The organism is Demequina oxidasica (genome assembly GCF_000975115.1).
Classification (GTDB): domain Bacteria; phylum Actinomycetota; class Actinomycetes; order Actinomycetales; family Demequinaceae; genus Demequina; species Demequina oxidasica.
Genome location: NZ_BBRE01000001.1, coordinates 244002 through 270930 on the forward strand (window position 1 = coordinate 244002; position 26929 = coordinate 270930).

Below are 26929 nucleotides of genomic sequence, written 5' to 3' on the forward strand. Positions count from 1 at the left end.
GCGCGCTCGACAACAAATGCGCGGGGACCACTGCTTCGAGTACACCCGACTTAGTCCGCAGGCGCAACCGCTCATCAAATTGTCACTCCTCTCTTGTGACAAACTCGACAAAAATGGTCGCACTCACGGCCCACATCACTCCGTCGTACTGACACCGATCACCTTCCACATCTCCCCGCGCCATACCAGTTGGATGTTGAGAGTCGAGGGACCCCCGTCGGTGCTGGTGCTGAGCGAGCCGTCCGTATTCCAGACGACCGTGGGCGCCTCTTCCACCGGAATATTGACCACCACCGATCCGTCGTCAGTACGGCCGCCATCAAAGGAGTCCCCCACCGCGGAAAAGGTTGCTCCCGTGACCCGCAGGTTTGAGGCCGCCGCCGCCCTTGCAGTGTCGAGGACCGACGCGCACCACCCGCACTCGTCCGCACTGATCGCCGCAAAGAACGAGAGCTCGCCAGGCTCATCGGCCGCGCTCGCGTAGACGTCGTCGGAGGTGTTCATGAGGGCGAAGGCAGTATGGAAGGCCGCCTCCTCAGTGTCCTCGAGCGGCACCGGCAACATCTCTGCCACGTCGGCGGCGGTGAGCGCGTCCTGCGTGACGGTGAGGAACGAGCCCTCGGCCATGGGGGCCGGAGCGTTGGCCTCCTCACCAAGCGCCTCCATCGCGGCGCTCGGCTCCGGCGATACCCATGGTTCCAGGTCGTCCGGCTCCGCCTTGGCTTCTACCTTCGCGTCTGCGCCAATTTCCGGCACCTCACCGCTCGCTTCGCCCGCATCCCCCTCGGGATCGGGAGTTGGGTTTGGCTCGGCACTTGGGCTCAGCATCGGGGACGCGCTTACCGCCCCCGAGCCCTCGCCACCGACTGCCTCGCCTTCTCCCGCACATCCAGTCATTGCCGTCACGAGCACCGCCACGCACACACTCGCCGCCGCCATCGTCACTCTTCTTCGCATCGTCTCCATAAAGGCGACGCTATTGAACGAGCCAACCCCAGCATCGGCCGCCAAAACAATCTGTGGATAACTCGCGGCGGCATCGGATTTGCACTGCGTCCCATCCCCTCGCGAGTTGGCGCCGAATAGTGGTTATGTTCACACTCATACTCGTCGGGCTCGTGTCCGGCATCATCACCGCCATCAGCCCCTGCGTGCTGCCGGTACTACCCGCGATCCTCACCAGCTCCATCCAAGACGGGGCCGCGAATAAGCGCCGGCCATACGTCGTGGTGGGTGGACTGGTCGTGAGCTTCGCCGTCTTCACGCTCATCGGCGGAGTGCTCATCAGCCTGCTGGGCCTTCCCGATGACGTACTGCGCTGGGCGGGAATCATCACGCTCGCGATTGTGGGCCTCGGCCTCGCGGTTCCGGCTGTGGGACACATCCTGGAGAAGCCGTTCGTCAACACCAAGATCCCCACGCTCAACCGCGACGGTAACGGCTTCGTCATGGGGCTTGCATTGGGCCTCGTGTTCGTGCCGTGCGCCGGACCGATTCTGGCGTCCATCACTGTACTCGCCGCGACCAATGGCGTGAGCTGGGGTCTGATTGTTCTGACGATGTCCTTCTCCGTGGGTATTGCGATTCCGTTGCTGATGTTCGGCGTTGCTGGCCAGTCAATCGGCAAGCGCATCAAGGCCGTCCGCGAGCGCCTGCAGGCCATCCGCATCGCCTCCGGTGTGATCCTCATGCTCACCGCCCTAGTGATCGCCACCAACCTTGCAGAGCCGCTGCAGCGGTCAGTGCCCGGGTTCCTGGCGAACATCCAGGAGTCGATCGAGAACAACGGCAACGTGCAGGGTGAGCTCGACAACCTGGCGGGCCGCGAGGCCGCCGCGCCCGCTTCCGGCAACGCGCTGACGTTCGACGAGTGCGAGAAGGGCGACGCGACCGTACTGCAGAATTGCGGCCCCGCGCGCGACCTGCCTGGCATCCAGGAGTGGCTCAACACCCCCAACGGCGAGGCGATCGATCTGGACAACCTGGACGGGCCAGTACTGCTGGACTTCTGGACCTACTCCTGCATCAACTGCCAGCGCACTTTCCCGTACCTGACCGCCTGGGACGACCGCTACCGCGACGACGGCCTGACCATCATCGGTGTGCACTCTCCCGAGTTCAACTTCGAGAAGGTGGTGGGCAATGTTGAGGATGCCACCGAGCGCTACGGCATCGAGTACCCCGTCGCGATCGACAACGACTTCACCACGTGGCGTGAATGGGATCAGCGTTTCTGGCCCGCGCACTACCTCATTGACCAGACGGGCACCGTGCGTCAGGTTCACTACGGCGAGGGCAAGTACGAGGCCACGGAGAAGCTGATCCAGCAGCTGCTCGATGCGCCGCCGCAGGAGGCCGTGGTGGCCGACACGGGCGGGCACACCGAGGGACGCACGCCGGAACTCTACGTGGGCAAAGGTCGGCTAGCGGCTGCAGACAATGACGAGATTGTCTCCGGCGAGGCCACCACCTACACCGGCAACGCCACTCCCGCAGAGGACGAGTTCAGCTTTGGCGGCGAGTGGACGGTCGAGGGCGAATATTCGACGACCGGCGCCGATGCGACGCTAGACCTCAATTTCTATGCAGCCGACGTCCACCTGGTCATGGCTGGCGAAGGAACTGTGACGGTCACCTTGGCGGGCGATTCCTCGTACAACGAAGTTGTCGAGATCGACGGCACGTCTGACTTGTACGACCTGTACGTGGGTGAGCCCACCGACGACACCATGCACCTCGAGTTCTCGGAAGGCATTGAGGTCTACGCCTTTACGTTCGGATAGGCGCTCACTTCGGTCGCGCCGGCCGGCCCGTTCCCTACGAGGGGGCGGGCCGGCTTTTGCGTTCCCAGGGCCGACACGTACTCCTGGCCCACGCTCCAACGTTCAGATATTGGTTGAAATACCTGCCCCTGTTGCTCCAGCGTTCACCTCGTGGTTGGTTCACCGGTGTTAGCGTCTCTGCATGACAACAGTTGCAGTGATCTTCGCGGCCTTTGCCGGGCTCATGCACGTAGGCATCTTCCTCGCGGAGAGCGTGTTCTGGAAACGACCCGCCGTCTACAAGACCTTTGGTGCGGGCGACGCTGAGACTGCCCGCATCCAGGCGACGGTTTTCTACAACATCGGCTTCTACAACCTGTTCTTGGGCCTCGGCACGCTCGCGGGCGCGTGGATGCTCGCGGACTCGGGCGCCATCGCGCTCGTGGTGTTCCCTTGCCTCTTCATGGTGGGCGCGGGGCTCGTGCTCGTCACGAAGAATCCGGAGATGTGGCGCGCCGCACTGGGCCAGGCCATCCCGCCGGCGATCGCACTTTTGGCCCTGCTGCTGAGCTAGCGGTAAACCCTGGAGATCAACCACCAGGTGAACGCAGGGCCGAGAGACCCCTGGATTTCAACCAAACCCTGAACGCAGGGGGGCGAACTCAGGTCAAGGACACCTGAGTCCACACCAAGCATCGACCAAAGCACGCCCTAGAGACGTCCGCGCATCACACGTGCGTCCGGCAAAATCTTGGCAAAACCTCCCCAAATCTTGCCGATGTCCGGAACATACCTTTTGCGCCAAGGCGTTCTCTCTCACAGCGGGCCGAGTGGCCCGTCCAGTGAACAAGGAGGCACCAGATGAACATCCGTCATGCTGCAGTTCCCGCCCTGATCCTCGTTGGAGGAGCACTGCTCGCCGGTTGCGGCGACACGACCAGTGGCGACGGCTCCACGCCCGGCACCACCATGGAGTCAACAATGGCGCCCACGATGGACTCCACTATGGAGTCAGACAGCTAGACAGCCCTCAACGTCTCACAAGGGACGGTCCGCCACTGATGGCGGGCCGTCCCTTTCTTTGCGTTCACACCCTCGCACCCATCCCTCTCCACGAGGACTCCGAATAGTCACATGTAGGGGCAACCGGCCCCGTGCCGACAATCACGGAGGAATCATGAAGACCATCACCAAGCTTGCAGTACCCGCCCTCATCGCGATCTCCGGGTTCGCCCTGGCAGGATGTGGCGACTCCAATGACGACAGCGGCACCACGCCGGAATCCACCATGGAGTCGACGATGGAGTCCACGATGGAGCACTCCATGGAGCCCGACGCCATGATGAGCGACGACGCTATGACGGACGACGAGAAGATGGAAGACGATTCCATGGAGAAGACCGACGACGATGCGATGATGGAAGACGACAAGATGGAAGACGAAGGCTAAGCCGACACTGACGCAGGGGGGGCGAGAACCACGGAGACGGAGGACGACGACATGAGCACAGCGCGACACTTGCACGCGGTGTCCTCTCCCGTCGACCCCGCGATCAATGACGGCGAGGCAAAGCAACCCGCATCACTGTCGCCAACCCGCATGGATCTCGCCCCACTGCTCACGGCCACCGGTCGTGGCTCAGCAGTCGCCTATGAACAGCTGTACAACGAGGTGGCCGGCGCCGTCTACGGCGTCGCCTTGCGCGTGGTCCGCGACGCCCAAATGGCCGAGGACATCGCCCAGGAGGCGCTGATCGAGGTCTGGCGTCACGCCGCTCGCTACCGGGCCGATGCCGGGTCCGCCCGGTCATGGATCCTCACCATCGCGCAGCGCCGGGCCGTGGACCGCGTCCGGTCCGAGCAGTCACACACGGACCGCGTCCTCAAGCACGCACCGCGAGACGAGGTCACACCCGCAGAGCAGGACAAGGTGGTCGACACCATGTTCGCAGAGTGGCAGGCGGCCCGCGTCCGCGCCGGAATGGAGTTCCTCACGGACCGCCAGCGCGAGGCGCTCGAACTCACATACTTCAAGGGATACACACACCGCGAGGTGTCCCAGGCATTAGACATCCCGCTCGGCACCGCCAAGGCGCGCGTGCGCGACGGGCTCATCAAACTACGCGACGCATGGGAGGCAGGAGCATGAACGACAACGTGCACTCGCTGCTAGGCCCGTACCTGGTCAACGCCGTCTCTCCCGCTGAGCGTGACGACTTCGAATCCCACTTGGCCACGTGCGAGGACTGCCGCGACGAGGTTGCCTCACTGCGCGACGTGACCACCACACTCGCCGAGGCCGAGGCCGTCTCTCCCCCCGCGTCACTTCGCGCTCGGGTGATGGCCGAGGCCTCTCGCACCGCGCAATTACCGCCGCTGGCCGACACCACTGATGCCAACGACGTCGCTGCCACAGACAACACCGCCACAGCCATCACGGCCGATGCCGCGGCCGCCCAGTCTTCTTCGACGCCCGAGCCCGTCCCGGCATCGGCGTCCGTTACCCACATCTCCGACGCGAAGCGCAGCCGTCCAGCACGCCGGCGCAACGCCTTCATCGGGGTTGCCGCGGCGTCCGTGCTGATCCTGGGTGCGGCGGGCATCGGCCTGTCGACGCAAAACTCGCGCGACGAGCACGCCCAGGAGCTCGCCGTGGAGAAGGAACTGATGATGGTCACGACGGCGCCCGACGCGTACTCGATGGACCTGGACCTGGGCGCCTCGCACCTGGTCATGAGCGCCAAGATGGACGGCGTGGTCGCCATGGGCCACGACGCACCCATGCCGGACAAGGGCATGGAGTATCAGCTGTGGCTGATGATGGACGACGGCAAGTCGATGCCCGGCCCCACGTTCATGCCCGAGGGCGACGGCGAGTTCGTCACCATGATGCACTCCAGCTTTGACGACGTGGAGATGATCTACGTCACGCAGGAACCCATGGGCGGATCCGACGCCCCTACGTCCGCACCCCTAACTGAGGTACATCTGTAAGCATCGTGCGTGTCCACGCCTCGACGGTGTCGATTGAGGGTGCGGACGTTCCGCGGATCCATGGCGATGCGGTGCAACAGTGCAGCGGCGCGGCGGTTAGTCGTGGTCGTTGCGCAGTTCCGCGGAGATCTGGTCGGAGTCCAGCACCCGCAGGGCATGGCGGAGCGCATCGGTGCTGTGCGCCCCCACGGCACGCGCCTCCATCAGATACTCGCGTTGCTCGGCGATCACCTTGAGGCGTAGTTCGTTGATCTGGGCGCCATAGACCGGACGGGACTCGCGGTCCTCCTCCCCGCGCTCCCGTACCAGGGCGACCCGTAGCCAGCGGATGGCGCGCTCGTCGTACTGGGTGCCGTCGGGCCGGCGCAAGTCTGGATCCTCGAGGACCTGCGAGGCGGTGTCGGAAAGCTCGTCGAGCAGCCCGCTGTCCTCAGCATCGTCCGCTGCGGTGGCGTCGGAGACTAGCCCCAGCTTGCGCACCAGCCACGGCAGCGTCCCGCCCTGTATCAGCAGCGACCCGGCCGCCACCACGAAAGCGATCAGTACCAGCGTGGACCTCGCGGGGGTGTCCGCAGGTAGCGTCTGCGACGCAGCGAGAGTCAGCGCGCCACGCATGCCCGCCCACACCAGCACCACACCCTCGCGCCGGCCAAGCCGACTGTCGGTCAGGTAGTCCACGTCCGCGACGCGCTTCTCCACCCGCTTGGTGAAGTGCTGCTGCTTGCGATCGTCGTCGATCTCGCCCGCGAGAGACGCGAAATCCTCCAATTGACCCCGGGAAGCGTCGGCCCTGCGCGCACGCCGCCGCTCGATGACCAACACCATGAACACAAACAACGAGCGGATCACCAGCACGAGTACCAGCGCGATCCCTCCCAGACCGACTGCGAACCACACGCTGCCGTGGCGCTCCTCGACGCTCTCGACAATCCCGATCAGCTCGAGGCCCATGAGCGCGAAGATGGCGCCCTCGAGCAACAGTTCGACGGTTCGCCAGTTGGTGGTCTGGGAGATGCGGTCCTGCGGACTGAGGTACTTCGCGGACAGCGCGCTGGTCACCAGGCCGGCCGTGACGGCCGCCACGAGGCCCGAGGCGTCGAGGGCCTCGGCGGGAACGAACGCCACGAAGGGCAGCACAAAGGAGATGGCGGTACTCGCGGCGGCGTTGGGGGTCTTTTTGCGCACGCGCAGGCCGATGTAGCCCACCAGGGCACCGATAGCGACCGCAAAGATGACTGACTTAGCGAAGTCGAGCGCAACCTCGAGGAGCGTGACGCTCACGGCGGCCGCGGCGATCGCGGAGCGCAGCAGCACTAGCGCGGAGGCGTCATTGAGCATCGACTCGCCTTCGAGCACCGTCACCACCCGCGGCGACACCCCCAGCCGCTTGATGATGTTGGTCGCCACCGCATCGGTGGGGCTCACGATGGCTCCCAGCGCGATGGCGATCGGCAACGAGATGCCGGGGATGACCCACCAGAAGAAGAACCCCATGAGCACCGAGCCGACGATCACAAGCAACACCGACATCCCGCTGATGGCGCTGAAATTGCGCCGGAACTCCATGGTCGGCACGGATACCGCGGCCGAATAAAGCAGCGGTGGCAGCACTCCCGCCAGGATCACCTCGGGGTTGATGTCGATGTGCGGGACCCCAGGGATAAAACTCACGGCGACGCCAGCCGCCACCAGCGCCAGGGGCGCGGCGACGCCCACGCGCGGCGCGATCGAGTTAACTGCGACGATCCCCACGACGGCGAGCACCGCGATGACGGCGTATTCCATGACGACCCTCCGTAGTGACTGACAACCTAAGACCACCATAGGGTGCGCACCGTCCACCCTGGTTGAAGCGCGTTGGAGGGTTTCACCGCGCGAAGAACGCCGCGCCACGCAAGACTGGGGTGATGGCAGAGATTTTGCTCTTTCACCACGCACTGGGACTCACCGCAGGGCTCCAGTCATTCGCCGAGCGGTTGCGCGCCAATCACCACGTGGTTCACTGCCCCGATGCGTACTCGGGTCAGACGTTCAAGGACCTGGACGACGGCCTGCGGTTCGCGCAGGACATCGGCCATGACGCCCTGGAAGAGGTGGCGAACCGCGCGTACCGCCAGCATCGGGACGCCGCGGTGGTGATCGGCTTCTCGCTCGGCTCCTCGCAAGCGCAGCAGCTCGCGCAGCACAAGCGGCGCATCAAGGCATGCCTGCTCATGGGCGGCGCACAGGCACCTGAGTCGCTAGGCGGCGACTGGCGACACACGTGCCACCTGCAGCTTCACGTCGCGGATCCCGACGAGTGGGTAGACCCGGGGGTGGTTGAGGGGCTCATGTACCGAGCGCCCCACGGCGAGCTGTTCCGCTACAACAGCAAAGGGCACATGTTCATCGACCCGTCGAGCAGGGACTACGACGCCGATGCTGCTGACCAGTTTGAGGAACGCGTGGTCGATTGGCTGGCAACGATTGACGCCGATGCCGGGGAAGCCTGGGCGCGGTTCTAGGCCTGCGACCGTTCCGGCTTGAATCGCTTAAGGAGTTGCTCGGACGCCGGACCCGAGGCAGAGCTCAGTGCCCGGTTGGCGTCCGTGAGTCGCACCGGCACTTGACCTTGCGCGAGTTCCTCGCGCGCCTGAGGGACGTCCCGGTACAGCAGCAACGCCAACATCAGGAGGAGCGGATCGAGGTCGAGCGCGATGGGCTCGACGTCGATCGAGTCCTTGCGCCGAGCGAACGGATGGCGCCACTGCTGGGTCAGGGAGGCGGCCCCCGGCACGAGGCCCAGGCGAAAGACCATGGTGCCGTTCATGCCCTGGACAAAGGCGATAGACGTGACGTCGTCCCAGGCGAGTGTCCACTGACCGCGGAACACAGCGACGGAGAACCCATCGCGTGTGAGTTCGAGGAACCTCGGCCGCCGCACGGTGAGCGCGAAGTCGACCACAACGAGCGCCATCCCGGCAACCAGGATCGCCATGACAATCACCCAGCCTCCGTCGACCGCCCACAGGGCGGCCACCAGAACCGCCAACGTCAGGAGCGCGGCGACAAAGGTGGTCACGACCAGGCGTCGACTGCCAGGTATCAGCACTCCACCCTGGCGTTGAGCATTCGCGTCTTGCAGACTCTCGTGGCTGTGCCGGGGACGGTACAGCACCAGCACGCAGAGGTCGACGCAGAGCACCCACCACCACACCGCCAGCACCGCGACCAACACCGTCACGGCCAAGCTCCAGGTGCTGTCGCCTGCCAAGCTCGCCACGGCAGCTACCGTCAACAGCGCGGCAATCGCCACGTTCACGGGCAGCGCGAGCCAGAACACCACGCGCCCAAAGATCATCTCGAATGCCGCTACTGGCATTCTGCGTTTCCGCGCCACCGTCACCACGTCCCCATGTTAGAAAATCGAGTCCCAGACACCGGTGGCCAGATCGCCGATTGCCTTACCCGTGTCCGCCACCTCATTCCACCCTGACTCCAACGCGTCGCCCACTCCGGACAGCCCGTCGCCCCAGCCGTCCTCAAAGAAGTGATCGATCATGCCAGACGTGAACAGGCCGATGCCGGCGCCCACCACCGCGCCGACGATGGTCCCGGCGGGAGGCGCAATGAAGGAACCGATCGCCGCGCCAGCGCCCACTCCCGCGAGGAACCCGCCCACGTTTGAGGTAGCGGCCTGCGCGACGGATTCGCCATGCTGAATGTCATCGTAAATTCCGTAGCCGGTGCCAGCAATGCCGAGGACCAGGAGCCCTTTGCTGAGCTTTGACCCCACGCGCACGCCGTCCTTCAACAAGTCATCCGCCGAGGTCGCCGCGGTGCGGGCGGCGAGCGCGTCGTCGGCCATGCCGTAGTACGCGGACTTGGGCACCACCACACGGCCGTCCTTCACCATTTGAGCGAGGGTGGCCTCGGCACTCGCGAGGCGATCCAAGTTGAGTGCCCGCACCCCCTTCAGCTGGTACGTAGTGTTGGCGATCGCGCCGGCGCTGATTCCCCCGGTGAGCAGCCCGGTGGTCACGCTCGTGAGGTTGCCGCTCTGTTCACTCCACGTCGCGGAGAAGGCGTCGAGCGCCTCCTGCCACATGTCGAACCCGCTGGTCGCCTGCTGCACGCTCGTGTTCCAGGCCTTGACCTTCTTGGAATACGCGCTGCCGGCGGCCGTGCTCGCGGGGGTCTGCGTGTAGGGCGCAGTGGTCGCGAATTGGGTCGCGGGAGCATTGCCTGGACCATGAATCTTGGTTCCGGAAACCGTCAGCCCACCGGCCGATGCTGTGGATCTGGCATCGGTCATCTTCTGTTGGGCGTTCGTCAGGCCCGTCGCGAGCTTGGAGACGGCGGCGGCCACCGCGTCGGTCTCGTCGCCAAACGAGGTGATGGCCTTCTTTGCGGTGCCTAGCCGGCCGGCAAAGGCTTCGGCGGCTTCGCCAGACCATGCACCGGAGGCTTTGGTGCGCCCGGAGGCCACGTCGCCGGCCCAGGTAGAGGACGCGCCGGATAGCGTGGTGCGCAGGTACGTAGCAACCGCCTCGATCGCGGCGGGCGAGCCCTCGATCTGGGTGTCTTGTATTTGACTCATTCCAGTGACCAGCCCATGCCCTGCAGGTTGGTGGACATGCTCTGGTCAAAGGTGCTCAGGTCCGCGAGGCCGGCATCGGCGCTGATCGCGAGGGTGTCAACCTCGTGTACCAGGCGCAACGCCACGTCCGCCGAGGTGGCGAGCACGTCCGCCAGCATTGCTTGCGCCGCGCCGGTATCGCCGGGCTCGGGGTTCTTGCTCGCGGCGGCCCCGTCAAACTCGGAGGTCGCGTCGCGGATCGCCTTGACGGCCGCCGATGCTTTGGCGTAGTCGACCTCGATCATTCGTCGCGCTCTGACTCGCCCTCGGCACCCATGGCGGCACGAGCCGCCACCCCCTCGGGACCGTTGCGGTGTTCCGGCGGAATCTCTACGTCGAGTAGCACAGTGTCGAACTTGTCAGCTTCCCAGACGGTCTCCAACTGGACCGTCGGGAGCACTAGCCACGGCTGGGTCGCGCCCATTCCGGCGTGCAGGCGGTCAAGCGCGGAATACGCCAGCAGCGCCTTCCGGCCGTCCTTTGTCTTGCGATACTCCAACTGCGCGTCGTCGGGTCTGGCGACGACCGCGGCGGTAGGGACGTAGAGCACCGGTGGGTAGTCGGCAGGAAGTTGCACGGGCACGCTCCTCGATGTCGGGTATATCCCGATTCTCGCACGGTTCAGCGCATGGCTTGCGGCGTGGGCTAGGCCCGGAAGTCCGCCTCTGCCTGCGCGATCTGCTCGGCGTTGGGGGTGGGCAGGCGGCGGCGCGCCTCGCTCGCGGCACGCTCAAAGCTGGCGAGCGGCTCGCCGGTGAGGGCCGCCTTGAGCGCTTCCATGACGTCGCGGCTGTGCAGCGCGCCGGGGGTGAGGTGGAGCGGGTAGCCCAGGCGATCGGTGGAGTCGAGCGCGTCCATGGTGACGTTCCAATATGGAGGTTCGGCGTAGATGACCGCGGGGTCGGTCACGTCCGCGACCTCGGCGTTAAGGTAATCGATCAGCGCGTCGGCTGCGAGGGTCGCGGAGACGCCCGGCGCTCCCCCGCCGATGCTGACCTCGGCAAATGGTGCCGCGCCAGTCTCGCTTGCCCCAGCATCGGCCGCGGTGCCGTTGGCTGAAATTCCAGCGCGGGAGGCGATGAGGGCATCGGCGATGACCGGCCACGGCGTGCCATTCGCGGAGCCATGCGAGCCAAAGGGCGTGATGGTGCCACGCACGTAGCCGGTGACTTCGAGGGCCTTGGTCGCGTCGGGCATCGAGATGCGATTGACGCCGAGGTGCTCGCGCATCTTGGGCCAACTGATCTGACGGTCGCCGGGGACCAGGATGAACAGATAGTCGCCGGATGCGCGGCGCACTACCAACGTCTTGAGCACCTGGCGGGGATCGAGCCCGCGGGCCTGGGCGGCCTCCTCGAGGGAGTCGACATTCTCATGCCGCACCACGTGATATTCCAGTCCAGAGCGCGCCAAGGCGTCGAGCGCGGGGTTGGTGGAGGCGTCGTCGCTGGTGGACGTGGCATCAGTCGAATTGTCCGTCATTCCTCCACGGTAGCCCTAGACGCGCAGTCGGGGTAGGTTGCCCCCATGCATGTCATGACAAAAGTGAAGTGGTGGATCTACGCCTGGTACGTAGTAGTGGCGCTGGGAATTGGCGCGTGGGCCGGCAATACGTTCAGGACGTTCGATGTCGACGTGTACGGCAATTCGGTGTTCAATTGGACGGCCTTCGCCGTGGGTGCGTGGGTCGCGGCGGTACTGACATTTCCCGCCCCACTGATCGCGATGGCACTGGACCGCCGCCGTGACGAGCGGGAATTCCAGCGCGAGGAGGACGCTGCGCGGAGCGCCTCGCTCGAGGCCAAGGTAGACGCACTGCTTGCCGCGAACGGTGTTGAGTCACCCGTGAGCGACTCAATCGCTCAGGGTGAAGTCGAGGAGCCGGTCATGGAGTTCACCTCAATCGAGGTCGGCACTCCGGCGCGCTCGCCGTTCGAGCCCCCTGCAGGACGCTAGCCACTGACGCCACAAGAAAACTAGGCGCTTCCCACACATTGTGGAACGCCAAGGTGTACTTTTTGCTCATGCGCAAACTCGAGGTGCTCAAGCTCTGCCTGTACGTCTGGTACATCGGAGGATCCTTCGCCACGGCGTTCTTGGTGGGGGTTGCGAATAGCATCACCAACGATTACGACGGCACCTCGTCGTTTGGCACCACCGCGTTCTTCACGACCTTGGCTCTGTCGCTGTTTGGCGGCGTGCCGTTCATCCTGATCTTCATCGCGGTCGAGCGGACCTACCTGGCGCATGTCGCTGCGAGGGATTCGAACCTGCGTCAACAGTCGGAGATCCTCGCGCGGCTGAAGGAGCTCACCGGCACGGCAGGCACAACGAAATCCGACGACGCAGACCCCTCGTCTGGTCCCGGCGGTCGGACTGAGGAACTCGTAGGCTCCGCCGCAGTCCCGTCCCACCTGATCTACCAGCAGGACCCCACGGACGACGAGCGAGAGATCAACACGCGCCCGTTCCCCAAGCGCTAGCGTCAGTCCACGCGCCAGCGCTACAAACCCGCGGGCGCTACGAACTATTGGGTGCTACAAAACCTCTGGTGCTAGAAACTAGCCCGCGAGATATGCGCCGGGCTGGCGGTTGGCGCCGCCCTCACCGTTGAATCCCTGGCGGCAGATCCCGCGTAGCGCAGCCACCATCCACTCGCAGATCATCTCGTCGTAGTCGCCCTGAACGCCGCTGAAGCTGACGATTAGGCCCTCGCGGATAATCGCGCCCGGGTACTTGATGTCGCCGGCCTTGTAGAGGTACGGGAAGTCCTGCCCCACACGGGAGCTGTCCAGGCCGGTACGGATGGTGACCGCAACCTTGCCCTCGACGTTGATGAGGAGCTGGGGGTCTTCGTCGCCAATGGTCGCCATGAACAGCGGGTTCTTGGGGTCGGGGTTCGCGGGGTCCAACACAATCAGGGTGCCGCAGAGCCCGTTGGTGACGCCTAGCTCGGCGGCCTTCTCGATGGCGGGCACAATGACGTCCCACGCCTGCGCGCAGACCTCTTGGTTGAGTCCGGTGAACATGTGGTGCTCCTTCTTTGAGACGCGGGTGGGGCTTTTGTTTAGCGTAGCGGCGGACGATGCTGCGGGTTACTTTTGTTGTGTGCGTTCGTGCCGCGCGGCGCAGTTTCCAAGGGGGCCAACGATGGCAGGAAAGATCGGCAACATCGTCTTCTATGCGGATGACCCGGTGGCGCTGTCGGTGTTCTGGGCGGCGGCGTTCGGCTACGAGGTGCGTCGGTTCGAGGGCGAACTACGCGACATGCTGCTGGCGAGCGGGTTGACTGATGCCGACCTCGCCACACGGGGACTTGCCGAGGATCCCTCGGGAGTGGGGCCGCGGCTGTTCTTCCACCACGCTGACGGTTCAAAGTCTGGCCGCAACCGCCTGCACCTCGACGTCAACGTGCAGGTCGAGGGCGAGACTACGCTGGCGGACCTGGACGCGGAGCGGGACCGGCTCGTCTCACTAGGCGCGAGCGTCGTACGTCTCATCGAGCAGAAGTGGGGGCCGTGGCCGGAGCTCTATTACCAAATGCGGGACCCCGAGGGCAATGAGTTCTGCCTGCAGTAGGTGTCGCGGGCCGTTCTAACTGTCTGCTGGTGACGAACTGTTCTAGCAGTTCTGCTAGCCATATGTATTGGAGTTTCGGCAGCAAACGCACCGGCGGCGTCGTCAGCGATTTCGCTGGCAGCCAACGCGGGTGGACAGCACCCGGCGCTCCACTACGGTGGACGTATGACTTCTGAGAACAGCGACCTTTCCTCCAGCGACGACGCCTCGCAGTCCGGCACCGCCCCGGAGGCGCCCACCAACATCCCCACGAACGCCGCCGAAGCGGACGCCTACGCCAAGCAGTTCCAGGCATCGGCGGAGCAGGTCCTCGAGGGCATGAAGCGCGACGTGCAGGCACTGCTGGACTCGTTCCCGGCCGATGCCGCTACCCTCCTCATCAATGACCCGGAGCGCGAGTTGGTCCCCGCGGAGATTCTGCTGGCCACCGGCCTGGAGCACATGCTCGACTCGGAGCGCGGCAACCGCTTCCTGGGTGAGGACTACGTGGCGTTCTTCAAGGCTGCGGTGGCCGTGGACCCGGAGGCTCTCGCGATCAAGGACAAGATCCAGTCAATCCTCGAGGTGCTGGACGAGGACGCTGCGGTCTCGCTGGTACGTGACCCGTACCGAGTGCTGACCGCGGAGGAGACCGCGCTGATCGACGCTCTCGACGGGGACGACCTCACGCAAAGCACTAACCACGCTGCGGTGCTCCACCCGCAGTTGTCGCGATTCCTTGCGGACAACGTGCGCGTGGCGGACGACGTCGACGACGAGTAGTTCGCTCGCCGGCTCTCAGTTGCTAGCCGCATAGGTGCGGAGTGTCGGCGTCCAACGCCCTGTACTCGTTCTGATGAGGATGCTCGTCGTATCCATCTAGCCCGTCGTACCGTGCGTGTGCAAGGCCGGCCCCGATGACGGCCGAGCCAAGGTCTTGGCCGTCGACCTCGACGTAGCGGAGCCAGCGATCGTATCGGTCTGCATCGGCCACACTCTGGGGATTCACCAGCGTCACGCTTTGGTCAAGTACGAGATCCGTGACGAACTGTTTGCCCTCGTCGAACCCGCACTGATCGTGCTCAGGTGTGTCGTAGCCGATGAGCCGAATCTTTGCACCGTTGTCTGTGTACACGGTGTCGCCGTCTACCACTCGGATCACTGTGGCGGTGGATTCCTCCCCATAGGCGGGCAAGCCGGCCTCATCACTCGACTGCGAGCTCGACGAAGAGTTGGGGACCTGGACCTTGTCGGGGTCGTGAGGCGCCTCGGAACGCGGCGCTTGCGGCGGCGAAACCATGGAGTCCGTCGAGCAGCCGGCAACGACCGACGCACCCAGTGCGGCGACGGCCAAGGCCGCCGCGGACAGCTTGTGATACACCCTCATGTTCGCCCCTCAGCGCTCGATGGTTAGACCGGCAGACTACAACTACTCCTGCGGCGCATCATCCAGCAGCCTTCAGCTCTGCTGGTAATTCGCGGGAGAACTGACTGCCGCGGAGCCATGACACCGAGGCGTGCGCGAGTTGCCTACGTCACGCGCGGCAGTCCCATGGTTTACGGCATTCCACCGTGATGTCTCCGTTGGGGTGCCACGTCACGACACACTTCTCCGGGCAAAGCTGCTTGTCTCCCATCGCCGGACCTAGGCCGCGAGGGCGAGCTCGTGGCGCATGGGTGTGGCCAGATTGATGACGCGGTCCGCGATCACGGCGAGCGTGCAGTTCAGTCCTGCTCCCCTCGACGCGATTGTCGTCAGCACATTGCGGTGGCGGAGCTGGCCGACTGAGCGGACAAACTCGTGGTCGCCACTGGCGATCACTACCTCGGTGAAGCGGCGCGCGATGAAGTCGTAATCGCTTAGCACCTCGCACAGCGCGATGTCGGCGCCGGACTCCCCTGACCTGGTGACGAGGCGTGCCGCGGGAGCGAGCTCGAATACGGTGAAGGCCCACTGGGGGTCGACGCCAATCACGAGCTGGTCAACCTCGGCGTCGAACGCGATGCTATCTACTAGTCCTTCGAAGGCCTCATCCCAAAGCGAAGGCTCAGCATCGGCCGGCTTGCAGCCGAGCAGGTTCTCGAGGTCGGCGACGATCAGGCGGCGGCCGGCAGCACCGTCATGCGAGATCGATCCGAACTTGCGGACAATCGGTACGACTTTATGGTCGACCGACGCGACCTCGTGGGCAGAACTACTGGCTACGGTGATGTCGATGACGTTCATGGTGTGGTCCCCTCAGACTCGTTGGCGGCGCGCTTCGATGCGCGGTGATTTCAAGTTATCTAGGGGGTCTGACAAGTGCCTGGCGGTCGCAGTCCAATGATCACCTCGGTAGCGGGATGGCCCGTCTCGTCCATACCATTGAGGTAGTCGAGATAGCCCGTGAAGAGTTCGAATACGGTCTTGGTCAGGAGGAACTCCCGGTCCATGGGCGACTTCGCGTTGGTCAGGATGGACAGAGCGCTCCGGGAGTCGAAGGCCAGCGTCACGGTGAGCTGAATCTCATGCATTTCGATATGTTCCGGGTGAGCAAATGGCTGTGTTTCGGCATGCGATTTCACAGAGTTCTCCTGACGTCAGTTGGTGTGGGGAGGGCTCGACACCCAATCAATTGGCGTCGAGAAGCCAGGACCATACACCCACTGCGGCCGATGCTGTCAAGGCCACATTGGCGCCTCGTCCGAGTGCCCCGTAGGGGCAAAAACCTTGACGAACCGGTCGCACCTCTGTGGTCGTGGATTCGTCCCGGCCCCACCAAACAAGGGCTCGATGGCAGGCTCAGCGACGTCAATTCCCCTCAAGAAGTACCGATACGCAGGCGCCAAGTATTTGGGACTACGCGGCTTCGATCTTGGGTAGCCCAAATCTTGCTCGGCCGCCTAGTCGCGGTTTGCGTTCGGGATCAACGGCCGCAGGCGGCCTGAACCACACCTGGTTGTCTCGGACGCCAATTTCCCAGTCATCGCGATGAATGCGATGGTGACAAATCGAACACAACAACACGCCATTTTCCAGGTCGGTCTTGCCTCGGTCTCTGGCCCACCATTTGATGTGATGTGCCTCCGTGTAGGCCGGTGGAGCACCGCAGAAGGCGCACCCACCATCGCGTTCAATGAGAGCGATGCGTTGCGCGTAACTGAAGGGCCGCGATCCGCGCCCAAGGTCAAGAATCTCCCCCTTGCCGCCGAGCACAACGGGAATCACGGCACCGTTTGCGGCCATTCTGCGGGCGGTGGGGATGCAGACCGGCTCGCTTCCACCGTCGATCTCGGCGACCCCGGTGCCGTCCTGCAGGTCGGCCAGGCTCAACCGCACCACTACCGTGGTGGACGCGAAGGGCAGGTCCTCGCTCCTGCATCCCAGGCAGTGGCGGGCAAGGGCGGCGAGGGCATCCGCGCGGATCTGTGGGACGGATCGGTCATCCGCCATCACCTGGCCGTCGTCAGTGGCCACGCCGTCGTTGTCGCGCCGGTTGTGCAGGGCATTGCCCACGAGCGAGTCGAGGGCGGCCCGCACCGGAGCTGCCGTCTCCGCATCCAGCCGCGCCCGCAGTACGAACATCCCCTCGTGGTCCTCGTACATGGTCACCGAGCGTTCATGGCGCTGGAGTTCCTCGGTCAGCGCGTGACGCCCAGCATCCATCTGGGCCTCCAGTTGACGCACGATGCGCGCAAACTTGTTGGACGACAAACCGTGGGCTCGCTCCACGAGCATGCGCTCCACCCGCTCGATGTCGCACAGTTCCACGCCCAGGTCCTCGCGTCGGTCCCAGATCCGAGTCAGCATTCGCTTGATGAGACGTCCCGCATCGGTATGGAGCTTGCCGGCCCGCACCCTCTCACTCGCTATGGCGAACCGCGGGGAGACCTCAACCACCCCGGCCTCTTGCAGATCACCTGAGCCTTCGCCGGCATGCGCCTCGCGTTCATCGGAGGCCAACATGTCGCCCACTTCGATGAGACCGCGGGCCTCGCCCGTGCTGCCACCCGAGATGCTCGCCAGTAACTCCTCGGGTGTCCGGTATCCCTGGCGCTTGGCCATCCCCTGCTGTCCGTCTTCACCCATGGAACGCCGGGCGATCGCGGCGCTTGACGAGGCAACCATCGCGTCAAGTTGACGTCGCATGCGGGCCAATTCACGGTGGGAAGCGAGCAGATCATCGCTCGGCAATGAATCCAGATCTATCCCTGTCCACCCGGTGCCCGACACCAACCCCTCGCGCACCCGCGCGACCGCGTCGCAGACAGCATCGTCCCTGCTATCAGTGTCGAGATCGGCTTCAATGCCGGTGGTCGTGCTCATAGGACAATTCAACCAAAAGGGACTGACAGCCAGCCCGCGCGCCACAGAAATCTGTGGACAACCCCCGCGCAACGCGGGCCTGTGGGCACCCGCCCGGCACGTCAGAGACCACGCGTCCAAGCCCCTACGAGATACGCATCCGGCACCCTACGCGACAAGCGAGCACGCGCCACGCGCCACGCGCCACGTGCCACGTGCCAGAAATTACGCGTCTACCCCTGACCATCGGCGGCGTGCAAGGACCAGACCCCCGGCCCCGGCGAGCATCAAAGCGGAAGCGAGCCAAAGCATCGGGCCGATGCCCTCGGCACCGGTCGTCGAAAGCTCACCCCCGGTCGCGACGGGGTCACCGTCGGCCACCGGGTCGGCTGCCTGCGCGGTGACGGTCGGAGCCACTTCCGCCGTCACCGGTGCGGTGATCGCGACGGGCGCCCAACCAACCAGCCCACCATCCGCGCCATAAACAGCAATGCGGTGGTCGCCGACGGCCAGCGCGGAAGGAATGGTGACGGGTGCGGCGCCAACCCCAAGGAGCATCGGCGACGAGAACGCCACAATCCGCGAATCGCCCTCAAGCGCAGCACCGCCACACGCATCCAAGACCACCGTGACGGAGTCACCCTGAACGGCGCTACCCACATGCTCGCCCGCCGCGGAACAAATCGCCACGCCGCCTTGCGCGACGCCATCAAGGTCGGCCTCGTACGCGGCAAAAGTCAGCGGCGAAACCGAGCCAGTCTTCGTGAGCGTCGTCATGCCATCGGCGTCCACCGTGGGCGAATAGGACACGGATCCGGCCGCAAGATCGGCTGGGGTCACCACGTGCGTCGCACTCCAGGCGGCCGATGCGCCAGGCAGCACAGCATTCACGGCAAGAACGGCGGGATCAAGAGTCGCACCCCCGGCCTCCCCCAAGTTCACCCCGGTCAGCGGGTAGGTCCCGTCGTTGGCGACAGTGACGTCGAAGGTCACCGTTTCGCCCAGCGACGCCTTGCCGTCGCCGTTCAGGTCGTCAAATGAGCCGACAACCGCGAGTGACACGGGAGGTGCCACGTACTCGCCGAGAACCACGGCATCGGCGCCGGCAACCGCGCTACCCTCCGCGTCGTCGATGTCACCTGAATAGGACAGCGTCGCGGTGTAGTCGAGCGCGCCGGAGGCGAGCCAGGCGGCATCGATCGTGACGGTGTCGGTGTGCGTCGACGACTCGCCGGGCGCCAACTGAACACCATCAAACGCGGCCCCCACGGCACCAAACTGACCCGACTCGGTCACCGTGCCGAGCGTCACACTCTGGTCAGCATCGGCCGGAAGGGCGGCGGTCCACGTGAGTTTGACCTCCTCGCCCGACTGGCCCACACCGTCGCCATTGGTGTCCTGAAGCTCGGCGTCGGCGGTCCAGCTCACGTCAGCCGTCAACTCGCGCAGAAATACACGCGTGGTCACTGGCCCAGAACCTCCCCACGCTTGCTCATCGAACGAGGGAGATACCCCCATTCGCCCGGACACATCGACGTAGCCCCGTTGAATGTCCGCCGCTGTGAGAGTGTGGCGGTCGGATTCGAAGTAGCCACCCGGCAGGCTCGTACCTTTTGCGAGATCGTTAGACGTACTGAGACCGGATTCGGGAATCGACTCTCCAGGTTTCAGGCCCACATCGTAGAAAAAGTATCCCGAGCGGGAGTTAGTCATGGCGAAATAATTGAGAACCACGTTGCCCGTGTTAGTGGCCACGTAGGTGCGGTCCAGGAGATCGCCGACTTGCGCGTCACCGAAGCCGCGTTCCACGCCGTATCCGGGGCTATGGATCACCGTGTCAAAGTGGGTGGTGTAGCTGACCACAGGCACCGCAGTTGTCGCGCTCATTGCGGCGACAGGTGCCGATCCGCTCAAGCTATCCACGCTCCACTCCACCGAGGTTGCGGCAAACTGCACCGAGCCAGCACGCATATCCGCGAACGTGACCGTGTGCCACGCGCCGTGGAGGGTGGACGTATCGCCGGCGGCTAGCGACGTAGGAAGCGAAGGCGATGCGTCAAGCCTGGCGGCGCCTCCCAGCGAGACGGCCACTGCCGACTCGTTGCTCACCGTGGCGGCGAACCGGACGCGGTCGCCCTCCACCAGCCCGTCGCTTGGCAGTGTGCCGCCTCCTTCGAGTTCAACGAAGCTTGCGACGGTCACTGGCGTCGGAGGCGTATAGATCAACGGAGGCGGGCTCAGGGGCACCCGCAGTGTGGCGCCCGAACCGATGCGGTACCTGAAGTTCACTGGGCTGTAATGAGGGCCGCCACCCAACGGGTCGAGGTCGTCCGCGGTCACCAGTGCCGAAAAGTTGACGGTGTGCGGCAGCGCGACAACCTGGGGGCCGACGGGCTCGTGGTCGCCTCCAACCTGCAAGGATTCGAGCGTGATTTCCGTCAAACCAGAGCCTAGCGCCGCCGAGATCTCGTAGTGCACCACGACGACGTCGCCCGCGTCAGGGCGGCCGTTATTGTTGCCGTCCGTGTGAAACGTGGTGTCGAGCCACGTAGCAGTGATGTTTCCGTCGGTAACGGAATCTCCAGTTGCGGCCCGTGCGGGAGCTGCTACGGCAACTGCACTCCCGACAACCAGCACGAGCGCCAGCAGCATCGCTACCGCTCGGGACACAGACAGGTGAACGGACTTCAACAGCATTGCGACTCATCCCCATTAGGCACCCTCACCAACCGCGATGAATGCGCGCGACCACTCCTCAGCGGTGGCCGTCAGTCCATCAAACCAGGACCGCGCGGTCCGGTCAATAAGACGCGCCTGGTATGTGGACTATGCCACTGGTCGACTCGGCGGGCATGGGCGATTCTCGCCGTGGCTCCCCAAAAGAGGCGCCGATGCTGTGGCTCGGTAGAGCACACACGCCCGCCGATGAAATACCTTGGCTCCCTCCCGCGTTGCCCAGAGGTAACCCCCTGCGCGCCTCGCCCCCACCCGGGACGCCGCGCGCTCCCATCCCACCCGGAAGGCCTCATCATGCATGCACTCATTCAGCACGAATTCGGAGATCCCGCCACCGTTCTGGCCGTCGAGGACGTCCCCACGCCCACGCCCGGCCCCGGTCAGGTGCGCGTCCGTATGGTCCTGTCGACCATCCACAATCACGACTTGTGGACGGTCAGTGGCAACTACGGCTTCAAGCCCCAGATGCCCGCGCAGGCAGGCACCGAGGCCGTCGGCGTCGTGGAAGAGCTGGGCGAGGGCGTCACCAATCTCGAGGTGGGCCAGCGAGTCGCCAGCGCCGGCACCTTTGGCGTGTGGGCCGAGCAGTTCGTGGCAGACGCCGCTGCACTCATCCCGGTGTCGGACCAGATCCCGGACGAGGTCGCCGCACAACTGGTGTCCATGCCGTTCTCCGCGATCAGCCTGCTCGACTCGCTCGACCTGGCCGAGGGCGACTGGCTGATCCAGAACGCCGCCAATGGCGCCGTGGGCCGCCTGGTCGCACAGCTCGCCAAGGGCCGCGGCATCAACGTGGTGGGCCTGGTCCGCCGCGCCGACGGCATCGAGGAGCTCGCCGCTCAGGGCATCGAGCGAATTGTCGCGACGGACTCCGACGGCTGGAAGGACCGCGTCGCCCAGATCACCGGCGGCGCACCCGTCAAGGTAGGCGTCGAGTCGGTGGGCGGCGAGTCCGCTGGCGACGTCCTGTCGCTGCTCGCAGAGGACAGCACGCTCGTAGTGTTCGGGGCGATGGCCTCGCCCGTCCTGAACCTCAGCTCAGGCGACGTGATCTTCAAGCAGGCCACCGTGCGCGGTTTCTGGGGCAAGAAGGTGGGCGAAAACATGGCCGCAGACACCCGCACCCGCCTCATGCAGGAACTCTTCGCACGGCTCGCCGATGGCACCATCACCTTGCCGGTGGAGGCCACCTTCCCGCTCAGCGAGATCGCCGATGCTGCACGCGCCCACTTCACCCCCGGTCGCGCGGGCAAGATTCTGCTGCGTCCGTAACGACGACGAGTCGCGTGGCGGCGCCTCAGCTCAGCGGAAATCGCCGATGCTGGGGCGCCCTCACCCCTCGCGCGGACTCTCCCCCGGGTTGAGTTCCGCAAACTTCCCCGCCATGGTCGGGTTCCCCCGCGTCAGTTTCTTGATCGTCACGTCCTGAGCCTTGTCGTTTGCCAGGCGCAGGTTGCGCTCGGAGCCGAGCAACGCGTCCTTGGTCTTCTGCAGGTGGTCGATGGACTTGTCGATCTCGTCGATCGCGGTCTGGAAGCGCCGCGACGCGAGGTCGTAGTTCTTGCCGAACGCCGCCTTGAAGCTGTCGAGTTCGTTCTCAAAGTTGGTGATGTCCACGCTCTGCTCTCGCACGAGCGCCAGCTCCTTCTTATAGGCCATCGCCCCCTGCGCGGCGTTGCGCAGCAAAGAGATAATCGTGATGAAGGACTGCGGGCGCACCACATACATCTTTTCGAAGCGGTGCGAGACGTCCACGATCCCGCCGTTATACAGCTCGCTCTCGGGCTCTAGCAGCGACACCAGCACCGCGTACTCGCAGCCCTTTTCGCGGCGGTCCTTGTCTAGTTCCTTGAAGAAGTCCTCGTTGCGCTTCTTGGTGGCCGTGGCATCGGCCTCGTTCTTCATCTCGAACATAATCGAGACCAACTCAACCCCGGCATCGTCCTCCTCGCGGAAGATGTAGTCACCCTTGCTGCCCGAGCGCGCGTCGTTGTCCTTCTCAAAGAACGCCTTGGGAAACGCGGTCGCGCGCAACTGATTGAACGTATTCTCGCAGTGCAGCTCCAGCGTCTCGCCAATCATCTTGGTGGAGAGCTTGGCCTTGAAGTCCTTGTAGTACGCGATCTGCTCGTCCTTGGCCTTGATCTGCGTTTCAAAGTTGTCCCTGAGCGAGGTCTCTCCGAGTTGCTTCTCCAGCTCAGCCTTCTCGAGCTTGCTCTTCAGTTCCAGGATCTCTGAGCTCGTCTTGGCCTTGGCCTCTTGCAGCTCGTTGGCGAGCTTGGCCGCCGCCAGTTCGGCCGATGCTTTCTCGGCAAGACGCGCCTGCTCCAGTTGGTTGGCGAGCGCGTCGCGCTCCTTCTCCACCGCACCGAGCGCCTCGGCGACGGCGAGCTTCTGGGTGGACTCCCCCGCTCCCAGCTTCGCCTTGAGGTCCTGGATCTCGGCGTCCTTGGCCGCGGCGGCCTTCTGCTGCTCGGCTTCCTTGGCCGCGGCGGCTTTCTGCTGCTCGGCGGCGAGCTGAGCCTTGGCGAGTTCGACGGCGCTGGCCTTGTCCTGCTCGGCCATTTCGAGACGCTCGTGCAGCGCGCTCTCGAATTCGCGGTCGCGGACCTGCTTCAGGATGTCCGCGTAGCCGGCCTCGTCGATCTTGAACGCTTTCCCGCAGTGAGGGCAAACAATCTCATGCATAGTGGCTGTCTCCTTTGACTGCCGAGTCTAGAGCCCGGGCCCGACAACGCCGCAGCACCTCGCGCCACCGCGTGTAAAGATGGGCAAATGACCACCACCGTTGCAGTCCTGGGAACCGGAATCATGGGCGCCGCGATGGCCCGCAACCTCCTACGCGCCGGGCTCGAGGTGCGGGTGTGGAATCGCACGCGCGAACGCGCGCTTCCCCTGGGGGACGACGGCGCCACCGCCACAGAACGTGCGGCCGATGCCGTGGCTGGGGCCGACGTCGTCCTCACCATGCTTTTTGATGGCAAGGCCGTTCGGGAGGTGATGGTGGAGGCGGGCCCAGCCATGCGCGAGGACGCCGTGTGGATGCAGAGCACCACGGTGGGCGTGGACGAGGTCCCCGCGCTGGCGGCCACCGCCGCGGACCTGGGCGTGACCTACGTGGACGCCCCCGTGCTCGGCACGCGCGCCCCCGCGGAGTCGGGTCAGCTCACCGTCCTGGCCGCCGGACCGCTCGACGCCCGCGCCACCCTCGACCCCGTGCTTGATGCCATCGCCAGCAAGACCGTCTGGACGGGCGAGGATGGCGCATCGGCCACCTCGACCCGCCTGAAGTTAGTCGCCAACAGCTGGGTGATTGCGGTCTCCAACGCTGCGGGCGAGATGGTCGCGCTGGCCCAGGCGCTCGAGGTGGACCCGCATCAGTTCTTAGGACTCATCGAGGGCGGACCGCTCGACAGCGGCTACCTTCGCGTCAAAGCGGGCCTCATCATGGACGACGCGCTCACTCCTCCGAGCTTCTCCGCCGATGCTGCGGGCAAGGACGCGGAACTGATCGTCGCCGCGGCGCAAAGCCGAGGCGTCCGGCTGGACGGGGCCCAAGCATCGGCCGATCGCTTTGCCCGTACCGTCGAGCAAGGCCACGGCGGCGAGGACATGGCCGCGGCGTACTTCGCGAGTTTTGACGACAACTAGCCGCAGCATCGGCGATGCGTAGCCGACCACAACGCAACCTACGCGCGCTCGGCCTCCGGCAGGCTCCTGCCCACCACGGCCCCGGCGATGCCCAGCGCCGCGAGCAGCAGCAGCGCCCACTGGTTGCCCAGCACCGCCAACCCGGCGGTGATCGCGCCGACGGCGAGTAGCAGCACCCCCATCAGCGTGTTGGACACGGCCACGTATTGCGTGCGCTGGTCGCCCTCGGCGATGTCCACCACGTAGGTCTTACGGGCCAACCGCGCGCCCACGTGGACCAGGGCCAGCAGCAGGTAGGTGGCGGGCGCGAGCCAGAAGGTCTTGGCCAGGTCGCCCACCAACAGCAGGCCGAGGAACACGACGATGACAGCCGACGATGCGAGCGAGGCGCCGATCATCAGCCGCCGGGACGACTTGTCCGCGAGCCTGCCGGACAGCTGCCCGCCCAGCAGCCCCGCGATGCCCTGCGCCATCACGAATAGACCCAGCGAGGACAGCCCGGAGGCGCCCTGCTGGATGCCCAGGCCCACCACGAACGGGGGGCTGAGGGCCGCGACCAGCAACAGGCCACGCGCGACGACGAACCGCTGGAACACGGAATCGTCCCGCCACAGTTCCCTCGCCTGCGAGACCCAGCCGGGCTGGTCCTCGACGGGCGTCTCGACCTCCCCGGCGGGTTCGCGAATGGTCGCGTAAATGATGGCCGCCACCACCCAGGCGAGCGCGGCGCCGCCGAGCAGCGCGGCCAACACCCCGGCCCCCAGGTTGTCGCCGCCCCAGAGCCGTAGCGCCAGGCCCAGGGTCAGGGCCACGGCGGCCGATGCGACGGTGGTCACTCCCTTGATCTGTCCTCGCTGCCCCTTAGGTACCGTGCGGCCCAGCACGTCCTTGCTCGCGATCGAGCTGAGTGAGCGGGCCAGCGCGAAGACGGCCAGTAACGCCAGCACTCCCGCTCCCGCGATCCAGCCCGATGCCGTGGCGGCTACCACTGCCAGGCCGGCTGCCGCGAAGGCCTGGCCGGCCGCGCCCAGGACCCAGACCTGCTTGCGCTCGCGCCGCGCCTGCACCCGTGGGGCCCAGGCGGCCTGCGGCAGCATCGAACCGGACTCGCGGATGGGCACCAGGAAGGCGACGAACGCCCCGGGTGCGCCGAGTGCGTTCAAAAGCCAGGGAAGCACCGTCTTGGCGTTGACCACCTGATCGCCAATGGACTGCAGCGTGAGGGCGCCCATCTGCCGGAGCGCGTTGCCGGGCACGTTGGGCCGAGCCTCCTCGCTCAGACTGCCGAGGTCAGACTCGTCGCTACGTATCAGTCGCTGGTAGATCCATTGGGAGGCCACTGTTCCATTATGGGCAAGGTGGCCTGGGGTATCTGTTCTGGTGGCGAGGACAGGGTTAAGAACTACCATGCGAGCTTCAAGATAAAATAGCCCAGTAGGTTATTTGCCTAGAAAGATGAATATTGACAGCGCGCAACGGTAGGACTCGTGTTGAAGAATTCCAGCTCTCGCGAAGTGCTGTCGACCACCAGGTGCAAAACGACACACCTCACGAGGCAACCAAACAGTGGGGCCGGTCAAGTTGTCACCTAACCGTTCAGCAGACCCCCGCTAGATTCTATTAAATGAAGTCTAACTCCACGGGCTCCAAGCACACCAGTAGCCAAGACACACTTGACCATGCCGCATTCCCAATCAGCCTCTCGTTGTCCGACGTGCTCGCTCGATACTGGTTCGAACTCAAGAAGATCCTTCCCGCGGACGAGGTACACATTGTGGACCCGTACATGCTCGACTCTGGCGGCGCGGACGCTGCCACATACGCAGGCAACGTCACATCGCTCCTGAGCCCGGCAGTACGAGGCGCGAAGCGTCTAGTTTTTGTGCACGGCAAGGCCGGGCCGGATCTCGGGGAATTGCTAGATACGGACATCGCAACGCTGAACCCGTCGATTGACGTCCTCTTCACTAGAGGATCTGCCATGCACTCCCGCTACGTGATCGCGGATCGTGCGCGCGCACTCGGGATGGAATTTTCCTTCAACCGTATAGGAAAGTCGTTCGGCACCGTGTCCCTCGTTGACGACCCCAGTGATCTTGCAGGGATCCTCGGTGAACTGCAGCGACTTACGCAGACTTCACCAAAGCGAGGCTCTTAACATCGGCCGATCCCACTTCCGCGTGAGATGATCGAACATGTCGGCGACGAGCTATTCGGCCGTGCGCTTTGAGCCCATGACCGCGACCAAAGCCTAGTTTCGCGCGGCGCCACGCCTTAGAACCCACGATTCCCCGGGCTCGTTGGCCCCGTCACCGCCCATCTCCA

29 protein-coding genes are annotated in these 26929 nt (G+C 64.9%); 14 read left to right on the plus strand and 15 right to left on the minus strand.

All coding sequences use genetic code 11. The annotated features are described in order from the left end of the window. Positions 1-135: 135 nt before the first annotated feature. Positions 136-939 carry a hypothetical protein gene (locus tag AOP77_RS01125; RefSeq protein ID WP_062208223.1) on the minus strand — a complete coding sequence of 268 codons (804 nt, stop codon included), beginning with the start codon at positions 937-939 and terminating at the stop codon, positions 136-138. Between the two features lie 152 nt (positions 940-1091). Between AOP77_RS01125 and AOP77_RS01130 the strand changes: the two genes are divergently transcribed. From AOP77_RS01130 to AOP77_RS01150, 6 genes are all read left to right on the plus strand, one after another. Then, entirely contained in the window at positions 1092-2783 is a 1692-nt protein-coding gene (locus AOP77_RS01130; protein WP_062208226.1) for a cytochrome c biogenesis protein CcdA, read from the plus strand. A 181-nt stretch (positions 2784-2964) separates the two neighbouring features. Further along, positions 2965-3336, plus strand: coding sequence for a DUF1304 domain-containing protein (locus tag AOP77_RS01135; protein WP_062208230.1), 372 nt, complete (start codon positions 2965-2967; stop codon positions 3334-3336). Positions 3337-3623: 287 nt separating this feature from the next. After that, the gene (locus AOP77_RS12305; RefSeq protein WP_160300024.1) at positions 3624-3785 is read left to right on the plus strand and encodes a hypothetical protein; all 162 of its coding nucleotides are present in this window, start codon (positions 3624-3626) and stop codon (positions 3783-3785) included. A gap of 154 nt (positions 3786-3939) precedes the next feature. After that, entirely contained in the window at positions 3940-4212 is a 273-nt protein-coding gene (locus AOP77_RS01140) for a hypothetical protein (protein ID WP_062208233.1), read from the plus strand. Between the two features lie 51 nt (positions 4213-4263). Next, a complete protein-coding gene (locus AOP77_RS01145) occupies positions 4264-4911 on the plus strand; it encodes a sigma-70 family RNA polymerase sigma factor (RefSeq protein ID WP_084622099.1) in 648 nt (215 codons plus the stop codon). After that, positions 4908-5756, plus strand: a complete 849-nt coding sequence (locus AOP77_RS01150; protein ID WP_062208236.1) for an anti-sigma factor — start codon at positions 4908-4910, stop codon at positions 5754-5756. Before AOP77_RS01145 ends, AOP77_RS01150 begins: the two co-directional genes overlap by 4 nt. A 96-nt stretch (positions 5757-5852) precedes the next feature. Here AOP77_RS01150 and AOP77_RS01155 read toward each other — a convergent pair whose 3' ends face one another. Next, entirely contained in the window at positions 5853-7541 is a 1689-nt protein-coding gene (locus AOP77_RS01155; protein WP_062208239.1) for a cation:proton antiporter, read from the minus strand. Between the two features lie 122 nt (positions 7542-7663). Here AOP77_RS01155 and AOP77_RS01160 point away from each other — a divergent pair, with 122 nt between their 5' ends. Continuing rightward, positions 7664-8260 carry a dienelactone hydrolase family protein gene (locus AOP77_RS01160; RefSeq protein ID WP_152649722.1) on the plus strand — a complete coding sequence of 199 codons (597 nt, stop codon included), beginning with the start codon at positions 7664-7666 and terminating at the stop codon, positions 8258-8260. On the opposite strand, the gene AOP77_RS01165 is transcribed toward AOP77_RS01160, so the two are convergent. From AOP77_RS01165 to AOP77_RS01185, 5 genes are all read right to left on the minus strand, one after another. Then, positions 8257-9117: a hypothetical protein gene (locus AOP77_RS01165; RefSeq protein ID WP_062208246.1), complete on the minus strand. Its 861-nt coding sequence runs from the start codon at positions 9115-9117 to the stop codon at positions 8257-8259. The two genes, AOP77_RS01160 and AOP77_RS01165, sit on opposite strands and share 4 nt — an antisense overlap. 36 nt (positions 9118-9153) lie before the next feature. Beyond that, on the minus strand, positions 9154-10335 hold the full coding sequence (locus tag AOP77_RS01170) for a hypothetical protein (protein ID WP_062208249.1): 1182 nt from the start codon (positions 10333-10335) through the stop codon (positions 9154-9156). Further along, positions 10332-10619: a hypothetical protein gene (locus tag AOP77_RS01175; RefSeq protein WP_062208252.1), complete on the minus strand. Its 288-nt coding sequence runs from the start codon at positions 10617-10619 to the stop codon at positions 10332-10334. Before AOP77_RS01175 ends, AOP77_RS01170 begins: the two co-directional genes overlap by 4 nt. Further along, on the minus strand, positions 10616-10951 hold the full coding sequence (locus tag AOP77_RS01180; protein WP_236683526.1) for an SAV_915 family protein: 336 nt from the start codon (positions 10949-10951) through the stop codon (positions 10616-10618). The genes AOP77_RS01175 and AOP77_RS01180 overlap by 4 nt, the downstream gene beginning before the upstream one ends. 68 nt (positions 10952-11019) lie before the next feature. Then, entirely contained in the window at positions 11020-11856 is an 837-nt protein-coding gene (locus AOP77_RS01185) for an aminoacyl-tRNA deacylase (protein WP_084622103.1), read from the minus strand. 54 nt (positions 11857-11910) lie between these two features. Here AOP77_RS01185 and AOP77_RS01190 point away from each other — a divergent pair, with 54 nt between their 5' ends. Further along, positions 11911-12330, plus strand: coding sequence for a hypothetical protein (locus AOP77_RS01190; protein ID WP_062208255.1), 420 nt, complete (start codon positions 11911-11913; stop codon positions 12328-12330). Between the two features lie 68 nt (positions 12331-12398). Next, positions 12399-12857 carry a hypothetical protein gene (locus AOP77_RS01195; RefSeq protein ID WP_152649724.1) on the plus strand — a complete coding sequence of 153 codons (459 nt, stop codon included), beginning with the start codon at positions 12399-12401 and terminating at the stop codon, positions 12855-12857. Positions 12858-12935: 78 nt separating this feature from the next. Here AOP77_RS01195 and AOP77_RS01200 read toward each other — a convergent pair whose 3' ends face one another. Further along, the gene (locus tag AOP77_RS01200; protein WP_062208261.1) at positions 12936-13403 is read right to left on the minus strand and encodes a hypothetical protein; all 468 of its coding nucleotides are present in this window, start codon (positions 13401-13403) and stop codon (positions 12936-12938) included. A 121-nt stretch (positions 13404-13524) separates the two neighbouring features. Between AOP77_RS01200 and AOP77_RS01205 the strand changes: the two genes are divergently transcribed. Next, complete coding sequence (locus AOP77_RS01205; protein ID WP_062208264.1) at positions 13525-13953, plus strand: VOC family protein; 429 nt, start codon at positions 13525-13527, stop codon at positions 13951-13953. Between the two features lie 165 nt (positions 13954-14118). Next, positions 14119-14715, plus strand: coding sequence for a hypothetical protein (locus AOP77_RS01210; RefSeq protein ID WP_062208267.1), 597 nt, complete (start codon positions 14119-14121; stop codon positions 14713-14715). A gap of 22 nt (positions 14716-14737) precedes the next feature. On the opposite strand, the gene AOP77_RS01215 is transcribed toward AOP77_RS01210, so the two are convergent. The 5 genes from AOP77_RS01215 to AOP77_RS01235 all read right to left on the minus strand — a co-directional run bounded on the left by AOP77_RS01215 (position 14738) and on the right by AOP77_RS01235 (position 20914). After that, positions 14738-15319, minus strand: a complete 582-nt coding sequence (locus AOP77_RS01215; protein WP_084622105.1) for a thermonuclease family protein — start codon at positions 15317-15319, stop codon at positions 14738-14740. A 258-nt stretch (positions 15320-15577) separates the two neighbouring features. Next, on the minus strand, positions 15578-16159 hold the full coding sequence (locus AOP77_RS01220; RefSeq protein WP_062208275.1) for an NYN domain-containing protein: 582 nt from the start codon (positions 16157-16159) through the stop codon (positions 15578-15580). A 59-nt stretch (positions 16160-16218) separates the two neighbouring features. Then, positions 16219-16446, minus strand: a complete 228-nt coding sequence (locus AOP77_RS01225; protein WP_062208278.1) for a hypothetical protein — start codon at positions 16444-16446, stop codon at positions 16219-16221. 325 nt (positions 16447-16771) lie between these two features. Next, complete coding sequence (locus tag AOP77_RS01230; RefSeq protein WP_062208281.1) at positions 16772-18238, minus strand: HNH endonuclease signature motif containing protein; 1467 nt, start codon at positions 18236-18238, stop codon at positions 16772-16774. 204 nt (positions 18239-18442) lie between these two features. After that, entirely contained in the window at positions 18443-20914 is a 2472-nt protein-coding gene (locus tag AOP77_RS01235) for a COG1470 family protein (protein WP_062208283.1), read from the minus strand. Positions 20915-21247: 333 nt separating this feature from the next. Here AOP77_RS01235 and AOP77_RS01240 point away from each other — a divergent pair, with 333 nt between their 5' ends. Further along, positions 21248-22225, plus strand: coding sequence for a zinc-binding dehydrogenase (locus tag AOP77_RS01240; protein ID WP_062208286.1), 978 nt, complete (start codon positions 21248-21250; stop codon positions 22223-22225). Positions 22226-22285: 60 nt separating this feature from the next. On the opposite strand, the gene AOP77_RS01245 is transcribed toward AOP77_RS01240, so the two are convergent. After that, entirely contained in the window at positions 22286-23641 is a 1356-nt protein-coding gene (locus AOP77_RS01245; RefSeq protein ID WP_062208289.1) for a DUF2130 domain-containing protein, read from the minus strand. Between the two features lie 87 nt (positions 23642-23728). On the opposite strand from AOP77_RS01245, the gene AOP77_RS01250 reads away from it, so the two are divergent. Next, a complete protein-coding gene (locus AOP77_RS01250; RefSeq protein WP_062208292.1) occupies positions 23729-24604 on the plus strand; it encodes an NAD(P)-dependent oxidoreductase in 876 nt (291 codons plus the stop codon). 38 nt (positions 24605-24642) lie between these two features. On the opposite strand, the gene AOP77_RS01255 is transcribed toward AOP77_RS01250, so the two are convergent. Then, entirely contained in the window at positions 24643-25944 is a 1302-nt protein-coding gene (locus AOP77_RS01255) for an MFS transporter (protein WP_062208295.1), read from the minus strand. A 284-nt stretch (positions 25945-26228) separates the two neighbouring features. Here AOP77_RS01255 and AOP77_RS01260 point away from each other — a divergent pair, with 284 nt between their 5' ends. Next, positions 26229-26762, plus strand: a complete 534-nt coding sequence (locus tag AOP77_RS01260) for a hypothetical protein (RefSeq protein ID WP_062208298.1) — start codon at positions 26229-26231, stop codon at positions 26760-26762. Positions 26763-26929 lie beyond the last annotated feature (167 nt).